This is a genomic window from Pseudomonas sp. IPO3749, assembly GCF_013386605.1.
GTDB classification, from domain to species: Bacteria; Pseudomonadota; Gammaproteobacteria; order Pseudomonadales; family Pseudomonadaceae; genus Aquipseudomonas; species Aquipseudomonas azotoformans_A.
This window is the reverse complement of record NZ_JACARN010000102.1, coordinates 39,279-48,548: the sequence shown is the minus strand read 5'-3', so window position 1 is coordinate 48,548 and position 9,270 is coordinate 39,279. Positions and strand designations below refer to the sequence as shown.

At 59.3% G+C, this 9,270-nt stretch carries 8 protein-coding genes; 2 read left to right on the top strand and 6 right to left on the bottom strand.

From position 1 onward, the window contains the following. From HX812_RS29495 to treP, 4 genes are all read right to left on the bottom strand, one after another. The coding region (locus HX812_RS29495; protein WP_178949143.1) for a glucose PTS transporter subunit IIA at positions 1-1,193 on the bottom strand (1,193 nt) is incomplete at its 3' end. Between the two features lie 49 nt (positions 1,194-1,242). After that, positions 1,243-2,463, bottom strand: coding sequence for a carbohydrate porin (locus HX812_RS29490; RefSeq protein WP_038848766.1), 1,221 nt, complete (start codon positions 2,461-2,463; stop codon positions 1,243-1,245). Positions 2,464-2,532: 69 nt separating this feature from the next. Beyond that, positions 2,533-4,179 carry an alpha,alpha-phosphotrehalase gene (gene treC, locus HX812_RS29485; protein ID WP_038848769.1) on the bottom strand — a complete coding sequence of 549 codons (1,647 nt, stop codon included), beginning with the start codon at positions 4,177-4,179 and terminating at the stop codon, positions 2,533-2,535. A 117-nt stretch (positions 4,180-4,296) separates the two neighbouring features. After that, a complete protein-coding gene (treP, locus tag HX812_RS29480) occupies positions 4,297-5,739 on the bottom strand; it encodes a PTS system trehalose-specific EIIBC component (protein WP_038848771.1) in 1,443 nt (480 codons plus the stop codon). Between the two features lie 239 nt (positions 5,740-5,978). Here treP and treR point away from each other — a divergent pair, with 239 nt between their 5' ends. Beyond that, positions 5,979-6,683, top strand: coding sequence for a trehalose operon repressor (gene treR / locus HX812_RS29475; RefSeq protein ID WP_028617833.1), 705 nt, complete (start codon positions 5,979-5,981; stop codon positions 6,681-6,683). 16 nt (positions 6,684-6,699) lie between these two features. Here the strand turns inward: treR and HX812_RS29470 are convergent, their stop codons facing one another. Then, positions 6,700-7,935 carry a type II toxin-antitoxin system HipA family toxin gene (locus tag HX812_RS29470; protein ID WP_038848774.1) on the bottom strand — a complete coding sequence of 412 codons (1,236 nt, stop codon included), beginning with the start codon at positions 7,933-7,935 and terminating at the stop codon, positions 6,700-6,702. After that, positions 7,919-8,173, bottom strand: coding sequence for a helix-turn-helix transcriptional regulator (locus tag HX812_RS29465; RefSeq protein ID WP_038848777.1), 255 nt, complete (start codon positions 8,171-8,173; stop codon positions 7,919-7,921). The genes HX812_RS29470 and HX812_RS29465 overlap by 17 nt, the downstream gene beginning before the upstream one ends. Before the next feature lie 197 nt (positions 8,174-8,370). Between HX812_RS29465 and HX812_RS29460 the strand changes: the two genes are divergently transcribed. After that, on the top strand, positions 8,371-9,270 hold the full coding sequence (locus HX812_RS29460) for an alpha/beta hydrolase (protein ID WP_080642419.1): 900 nt from the start codon (positions 8,371-8,373) through the stop codon (positions 9,268-9,270).

The window sequence follows — 9,270 nt, the reverse complement described above, 5'->3', positions numbered from 1 at the left end:
CGCTGGCCGACGTCGGCCAGGTCTGCCGCACGCTCGGCGATCAACGCATTGCCCAAGCCCTCGAAGAGTTTGACGGTCGCAAGCGTTGCACTGTTCCAGGCAAAGGCCGCGCTCTTGCCTTCCGCCAGCAGGCGGTGGGCATGTTCCAGCAAGGTCGGGTCTTCGAGCAGTTCCTGATGGGCGCGGAAAATCTCGGCCTGGGCGCTGCCAGCCGCTTTGTCCTGCAACACCTGCAACGCTTCAGTGGCGGCGAGCAGGCCACGGGTCAAAGCCGCACGTTCCGCTGCTTCGCCCACGCCTTGCTGCGTGATGACCAGTTCGGGCTCGGTCACTTGAACGACCTGGCCAAACGCCGAGCCCGGCGATGCACACACGCCCCGCAGCAAGGTCGCCGACGACTGCGTTGCAGCTGGCTCGGCAACACTCGCCACTCCCTCGCCACAGCCTTCAGCCAACAAAGCAACCAGCGCAGTGATTGCCGCCTCAGCCTCATCGCCCGCCGCGCTCACTTGCAAGGTATCGCCCTGTACGGTTTGCAACGCCATGATCGCCACCAGCGATTTGGCGTTGGCGCTCTGGGTTTGCTTGTGCAGGTAGATGCTGGCGTTGAAACCTTTCGCCGCCTGGGCGAATACCGCGGCCGGGCGCGCGTGCAGGCCGTTGGCGTTGGGCAAGGTCAGCGGCTTGGAGAACAGTGCATCGCCCTCCTCTTCGTCCGCTGCTTGCACGGCCTCACCTGGGGATAACTGCAACAGCGGCTGGCCCGTTTCCACCAGGCCGTCCGCCAACAGGCTGAAGGGCTCGCCGCTGACCACCAGCATCAAGGTCAGCAAACTGCGTGCGTTGAGCGCCACGTAGTCGGCATCGAATTCGATCAACGGCTGCCCGGCCTCCACCCGCTGGCCTTCCTGCACCAGCCGGGTGAAGCCCTGGCCTGCCAGGTTCACGGTGTCCAGGCCGATATGCATCAGCACCTGAACGCCGTTATCGTCGGTGACACTGACCGCATGCCCACTGTCCTGGATGTTGCTGATCACCCCGGCCAGCGGCGCGCACAGCGTCTGCGACGTGGGGTCGATGCACAGGCCATCGCCGATCAGGCGGCTGGAGAACACCGGGTCCGGCACCTTGTCCAGCGCCAGCAGCACACCCGACAAGGGTGCCAGCAATTCCAGGGGTTGAGTTGTGGTCATGACTTCACCTGCTGTTTTGTTCTGTAGATATCATTGAGCGGAGGAAGGATTACTTCCACCAGTACTCAACCTGCACACCAACGTTCGACCCATGCCGCGCCGTGCCATAGGAGCCGGTATCGGACAACGCCGACCCCGCCGCCAATTCATTCGCCGCACGCTTGGCCGCTTCGTTCCAGGTTGCATAGGTGTAGTACAAGCGCACTTCCGGCCGCGCCCAGAAATCCGGGCCTTTGGGCGACCATGTGGGAGCGAAGGTAAATTTGCTCAGCTTGCGCGTTCCGCCCGTGGCATCGACCTGATCATGCCCAAGCTCGGTGACCAGTTTGAATTGCTCGCTGATGGCGTACGCCGGGCGCACGCCGATGGACATCCAGGTCTGGTCCTGGCTGCCAGGACGGATGTCCTTCTGGTACACCGCTTCGACCTGGCCGCCAAAACGCGGAGTCACCTGCCAGTCGAAAAACTCCACGGCGCGGTAACTCTTGCTGCTGTTGTCGAGAAAGGTGTTGCCGGTGTAGCCCAGGCCGGTGCCGGGGCCTTCGCCGTACTGCAAGGCGAACTTGTTCTTGCCGCCGAGGAAAGGTTTTTGCACGTGCTGCGCGGTGATCGCCCAACCGCTGTTGGTGTCGCGCCCGCCGGCTTTTTCGATATAGCTCAAGCCCAGTTCCAGCTCGCCGCCGGGGTTGGTCTTGAAGCCCGCGACGTTGAAGTCGTGACGGGTGGCGTATTCTTTCTGGTACAGGTTGTCCTTGCGGGAAATCGCGTAGCTGTACTTGAGGTCGCCGATCAGCACGTCCTCGATACCGCCGCCCGTGGCGCTCTGGTTCCAGTAGTAGAAGTCGGAGATATGGATGTCGTTTCGTTTGTAGTAACGCCGGCCGGCCCACAGCGAACCGCCATTGAGGCTGGGCAGGTTGGACCACTGCGCATACATCTGCGGCATGCGCGCCGAGCCGTTGTTCTCGCCCTGGAACTTCAGCGCGCGGTCGTACTTGTTGTAGAGCGACGCCATGGCATCGACGCTGAGTACCGAACCGTCATCCAGGGTGAGCAAGTCCTGGCGCAGCTCCAGCTCGGCGTACTGTTCGCATTCGTTACCCAGGCGGTATTTGGATTGCGCCCCCGGCAATTGGAAACATTGCTGTGGACCGCTGCCCGTCGAGGTGCCTGCGCCGCTGCGCAGGTAACCGGCAAATTCCAGGGCTTGAGCGCCAAACGGCAGGCTTAGACAAGACGCAACGAGGCCCAGCTTTATAGTTGTTTTCATGAAGCACTCCGATATTTTTATTATGGTTTTTGAAGCGCCCCGTGCTCCCACACGGGGTTGCAGCAGGTCTCAGTCCTTGAGGTGCAGCACAAACGATTCGTAGGGGCGCAGCGTTACCGTGGCGGTGCGTTGCGGGCAGTCGGGGTAGTTGCTCATCAGCAGGCGCTGTTCGCTGGCCGGGTTGATCAGGTTGTCCGGCAGCTGGATTTCGCACGGTGTGCCGTAGAAGTTGTTCAGCACCAGCAGGCGTTCGCCATGGCCCTCGCGCAGGTAGGCCCAGACTTGCAAATGGTCTTGCAACAGTTGGCGATACACGCCTTCCTGGATCAGCGGTTCGTGACGACGCAAGGCGATCAGCGCGCGGTAGTGATGCAGCACTGAATCCGGGTCATCCAATTGGCTTTCGACGTTGATCTGCGCCGCGTTGGCCGGAATGCCGATCCACGGTTCACCGCTGCTGAAACCGGCGTGTTCCCCGGCACTCCACTGCATCGGCGTACGGCCGTTGTCGCGGGACTTCTGCATGATCGCCGCCATGCTAGACGCCTCGGACTCCCCCGCATCGCGCTTGAGGCGGAAGATGTTCAAGGTCTCCACATCGCGATACTGCGAGATGCTGTCGAAGCCCGGATTGGTCATGCCCAGCTCTTCGCCCTGGTACACATACGGTGTGCCCTGGAGAAAGTGCAGCGCCGTCGCGAGCATCTTGGCCGAGACCACCCGATGCTCGCCGTCATTGCCGAAACGCGAGACCACCCGTGGCTGGTCGTGGTTACACCAGAACAGCGCATTCCAGCCGCCACCGGCCTGCATGCCCAACTGCCAGTCAGAGAAGATCTGCTTGAGTTGCAGGAAGTCGAAATCGGCTTTCACCCACTTCTGCAGGTTCGGGTAATCGACTTTCAGGTGATGAAAGTTGAAGGTCATCGACAGTTCTTTCGACTCCGGCCGCGAGTAGCGAATGCAGTGTTCCAGGCTGGTGGACGACATCTCGCCGACGTTGATCAGGTCATGCCCTTCGAAGACTTCACGGTGCATTTCCTGCAGGTATTCGTGCACGTTCGGGCCGTCGGTGTAGAAGCGGCGGCCGTCGGTGTTGTCCTCGGGAAAATCGGCGGGTTTGGAGATCAGGTTGATCACATCCAGGCGGAAACCGCCCACGCCCTTGTCACGCCAGAAGCGCATCAGCTTGAACACTTCGGCGCGCACCTTGGGGTTGTCCCAATTGAGGTCGGCCTGGGTGTGGTCGAACAGGTGCAGGAAGTACTGACCGGTTTGCGCCTCGTACTCCCAGGCCGAACCGCCGAACTTGGATTCCCAGTTGTTGGGCTGGTCGCGCCAGATGTAGAAGTCGCGGTAGGGGTTGTCGAGGCTGCTGCGTGCCTGCTGGAACCATTCGTGTTCGATGGACGTGTGGTTGACCACGATATCCAGCATCAACTTGATGCCGCGCTTGCCGGCTTCGCTGATCAGCAGGTCGCAATGGGCCATGGTCCCGTAACTGGGGTCGATGGCGTAGTAGTCGCTGATGTCGTAGCCGTTGTCGCGTTGCGGCGAGCGCAGGAACGGGGTGATCCACAGGCAGTCGACGCCCAGCCATTTGAGGTAGTCGAGTTTGTCCACGATGCCCAGCAGGTCACCGGTGGCGTTACCCGCGTGGCTGTGGAAGCTTTTGGGGTAGATCTGGTAGATCACCGAGTGTTGCCAGTTTTGCATGGGGATTCCTTCAATAATGTTTTGTGCTGGCTTTGCGGGCCTCTTCGCGAGCAAGCCCGCTCCCACATTTGAAATGCATTCCCATGTGGGAGCGGGCTTGCTCGCGAATGTGATGGATCAGGCAACCCTGTACCCAGGCCGCACGATCTTCATGCTCAACGCACAGGTCAGAACAAACGGCACCACGATCGCGATGACCATCCCGATCACAAAACTCGGGATGTACTGCGGAATGATCGAGATGAAGCCAGGCAAGCCACCGACGCCGATTGCCGACGCCTGCACCTTGTTCAGCGAGAGGAAAATGCTGCCCAGTGCCGAGCCCAGCAGCGCGGCATAGAACGGGAACTTGAAGCGCAGGTTCACGCCGAACATCGCCGGCTCGGTGATGCCGAAGTACGCAGAAATCGCGGAAGTGGACGCCATGCTTTTGTCCCGCGCATTGCGGGTCATGTAGAACACGCCAAGCGCGGCGCTGCCCTGGGCCAGGTTGGACATGACGATCATCGGCCAGATGAAAGTGCCGCCCTGAGTAGAAATAAGCTGAAGGTCCACGGCGAGGAACATGTGGTGCATGCCGGTGATGACCAACGGTGCATACAGCAGGCCGAAAATCGCGCCGCCGACCATGGGGGCCAGGTCGAACAAGGTGACCACGCCTTCAGTGATCAGGATGCCCAGGTGACGGGTCACCGGGCCGATGATCGCCAGGGCGAGCACGCCGGTAACGACGATGGTGGTGATCGGCACGACCAGCAATTGAATCGCATTGGGCACTCGCGCCCGCAACCATTTCTCGATCACGCTCATCACATAGGCGGCCATCAGGATCGGCAGGATCTGCCCCTGGTAACCCACTTTTTCAATCTTGAACCAACCGAAAATATCGAAGTACGGCAGGCTCTGGCCGTCGAGACCGGCGACCGCCTTGCCGTAGTTCCAGGCGTTGAGCAGGTCTGGATGCACCAGCATCAGGCCAAGCACGATGCCGAGGATTTCACTGCCGCCAAAGCGCTTGGCCGCCGACCAACCCACCAGCGCCGGCAGGAACACGAACGAGGTGTTGGCCATCAGGTTGATCAGGCTCCACAGGCCATCCAGGTTCGGATAGGCCTCCAGCAGCGTCTTGCCTTCGATGAACATGCCCTTGGCGCCCATCAGGTTGTTCACGCCCATCAACAGGCCGGCGATGATCAGCGCGGGCAGGATCGGCATGAACACGTCGGAGAACACCCGCACCAGACGCTGCATGGCGTTGGTCTTGTCGGCGCCCTTCTTCTTCACGTCGGCGATGGTGGCGGCGGCGAGGCCGGTCTGCTCGCGCAGGGCGGCGTAGACCTTCTCCACTTCACCGGGGCCGATCACCACCTGGAACAGGCCGCCGGTAAAGAACGAGCCCTTGACCAGATCCACCTGGTTCAACGCGCTGCCGTTGACCAGGCTCGGGTCCTTGAGCGCCAGGCGCAGGCGGGTGACGCAGTGGGCAGCTTGCTCAAGGTTGTCTGTGCCCCCGAGGTTCTCGAGAATCTCGCGGGCGATAGTCGAATAGTCGTGGCTCATGCTTGGTTTCCACTTTGATTTTTTTATTTGGGGGGCAGTCATTGGCAGCACGCCGAGGGCAAAAGTACTCGTCTGTACGAGTTAAAGCAACAACTCGTCTGTACGAGTTACACATTGTTTATTTTTTGTAGGCAAGCGCATCCCTACAACCCGCATAAATCCAAGGGTCTAATGGACAAACAGCCGCTCTGCCACTAAGGTTCCTGCCTTGACCGCAACCCCGGCACAGAGCCATCCCCATGAGCAAATACAACCAGATCTACACGGATCTGCTTGCCAGCATCACCACCGAACGCCTGCAGCGCGGCACACGCCTTCCCTCCGAAACCGAATTGATGGACAGCTACCAGGCCAGCCGAGGCACCGTGCGCCGGGCCATCGAGCAGTTGCAGGAGCGTGGGTTTGCGCAAAAGATCCACGGCAAGGGCACCTTCGTGTTGTCGCCCAACCCGATCGAGTTCCAACTGGGCGGCATCGTCAGCTTCCACGAAACCCACGCCGACCTGGGCGATGACGTACGCACCGAAGTGGTCGAATTCACGCAGTTCCCGCTGGAAGGTTCGCTGCTGCAACACATCGAAGCCGAACCCGGCACCCTGATCACCCGCATCAAACGGGTACGGCGCATCGGCGGCAAGCGCGTGATCCTCGACATCAACCATTTCGTTGCCGAGGTGATTCCGGGGTTGGACCGCGACATCGCCGAACAGTCGATCTACGCGTTTATCGAACAGACGTTGCAACTGCAAATCGCCTACGCCCAACGCACCATCGAAGCCCTGCCACGCGGCAAGGACGACCAGACACACCTCGACCTCGAAGGTCAGAGCCATGTGATCGTGGTGAGTAACCAGACATTCTTGCAGGATGGGCGGCAGTTCGAGTACACCGAGTCGCGGCATACGTTGGATAAGTTTTACTTTTCGGATATTGCGCGACGGTAAGCATCCGTCGGGAAGATCATTGTACTGCGATGCTTTTCGCCAGCCCTGCCGACCAGGCTGCGGTCATCTTCTCCCCAACCACCTCGAACTCTGGGTGAGTGCTTCGGTATTCTGAAAGCTCCGTCATCGCGCGGGTCATGCCGTCTTGCACTCTGGCAAGCAGTTCGTTGCAGCGCGATTCAGTAAAGCTGCACGCACTGCGTCCGAACTGGACCAGCATCTTGCGCTTCGGCCAGGCCTTCGAACCGCCGAGCAGCAAGCCCATGATGTCATTGCTGCTGTACACGGTAGTGGTCACCAGATCGTAAGCAGGTGCCAGCCAAACGTCCGCGTCCTCTGCGCAATTCTCGTACAACAAGCCGTAGTTTTTCAGGTGTGCGTCACCGTTCTGGATGCCGGCAGAAAGCGCCACCATCAAGAAGAAGTCTTCCAGCGTTCTGGCGACACGGCTGGGCGTAACAAATGACCTGATCAGCTTCGCGCATCCCTGGTAGCTTCCGTCGTACTTTTTGGCAGTTCCCCATCCCGATAAAACGCACATGTCCTCAAACCCGAGGTAGGCGCTTTCACTGATGTCGAACCGTTTTACCACCAGGAATTTCCCGTGCTGGCTGAGCTGAAACTCAGGCACGTCGAGGCCACAATGGAATGCCGCACGCATGCAGAAAAACTCATTGGCCGCCAATTGTGGAAAGTCAGATTCATTGAACGCCTTCACTAGGTGAGTCGCGCCCCGATGGGTGAGACGCTCAATACCGGGGGCCATGTCGTCAACATCGCGCACCAAAACCTTGGGTTGAACACCCGACACTCCCGAGTAGGCTGCGTAGGTTTTCAGAAGGTCGTCAAACAGGTCTTTCGCCCCGTCATAGACCAACAGCTCGGAGAGCTTGACCTCAGGCAATGACTCACCACCCGCGTCATGAGCAACGCTGATACGTCCCAACTGGTGTGGACCTACAATCCCCAGCAAAGCGAAGTCGTCAAAGCCGCGCACTGACTTGCTGAAGCGTCGCACCAGCTCATCCTTGAGATACCCCTCGGGGATGTGCATCTCGAACAGAGGATGGATCCCGTACTCCCAGTTGTAACTCTCCAGGCGCACCGGCATCGTCAGGGATACGGCATTCTCTTCGCCGACCGTTTCGTTATACGAGAAAACCGTATCGCGCCGGTTCTCCCCGCCCCGCCCGAGCGTCCCAGCAGGCACGCCGCCAGCACCGATATAGAGCCGCTCACTTTGACGGGTCATGGATGTTCTCCGATTTCAGCTCATCAAGGGTCATGCGCCGACGTTTGGGAATGGCGGTCAACTCATATCCCAAGCCCTCAAGAATGGCTGCGACCTTGCGAAGTCCCACTTCCGGGATGGTATTGTTCTCAATCCCGGAGATAGTGGCGCGACTCATACCATGCCGTAGCGCGAGCTGGGTTTGTGAGAGGCCTGCGGCTTTGCGGAGGCTTTTGATCAGCAATCCTAAATCGTTCATACCAAATTGCATCCAATACAATGCAAAAATTAATAATTCCGCACAAATGCACCATATATGATGCACTTCATTGTGAATAGCGCTTTATGCGCACGTGGTTCTTAGCTGAGCGTTCACACACCAGAAATACAAACCTGCTGCCGTCTCCGCTCAGACTTAACCTGGAACTACGCCGCCAATGCCGACAGCTCCCTATGATGAGTAGACACTTGCGCTATCGACAGATATTGGCTGGTTTCTACAAAGCCTGGGTGGTGATGGTCTGTGCGCTTCTTGTCGCCTGCCAGTCGCCGCGCGAGGCACTGCAACAACTGGCGCAAGCGCACGGCCGGCAAGTGGAGGCCCTGCCGGGGCAGGACTTTCCCCTCCTCATACTTGCGCCGCAAACCGCAGAAAAGACAACTCGCCTGCGGGTCTATCTGGAGGGTGATGGCCATGCCTGGTCGACGGCCACCCAACCCAGCCTGGATCCGAGCCCGCACAATCTGTTGGTACCACGGCTGGCAGTCGATGACCCGACACCGAATGCGTACCTGGCACGCCCCTGCCAGTTCGTCATGGCTGCAGCCTGTCAGTCGGCACTCTGGACCCATCGCCGATTTTCTCAGGAAGTGGTCACTCGCCTCAGCCAGGCGCTGGACCAATTAAAACAACGGTACGGGAATAGCGAGTTCGAACTGGTGGGGTATTCAGGTGGCGCCGCTCTCGCCCTATTGTTAGCGGCGCAACGCAATGATGTGACCCAGGTGCAAACCCTGGCTGGCAATCTCAGTCCACGTCTGTGGGCGACAATGAAAGGGCTGTCGCCACTCGACGGTTCACTGGATCCGCTGGACTACCGTGAGCGGCTCGCCTTGTTACCCCAGCGTCACCTCATCGGCGAAGCAGACCCGATTATTCCAAGTGGGCTCGCGGATAGATACCAACAGGCGCTTGATTCGCCCTTCTCCGAATACGTGCATATACGGGGAGCAAGCCATGATAAAGGGTGGGAAGCGGCTTGGAGTCGATGGGTTAAAACCCCATTGATCCATGAAAATACTGAGATTGAGGACAAGCAGGGCCGCTTGAAAACATCCGAATACCTTTCCCACTAG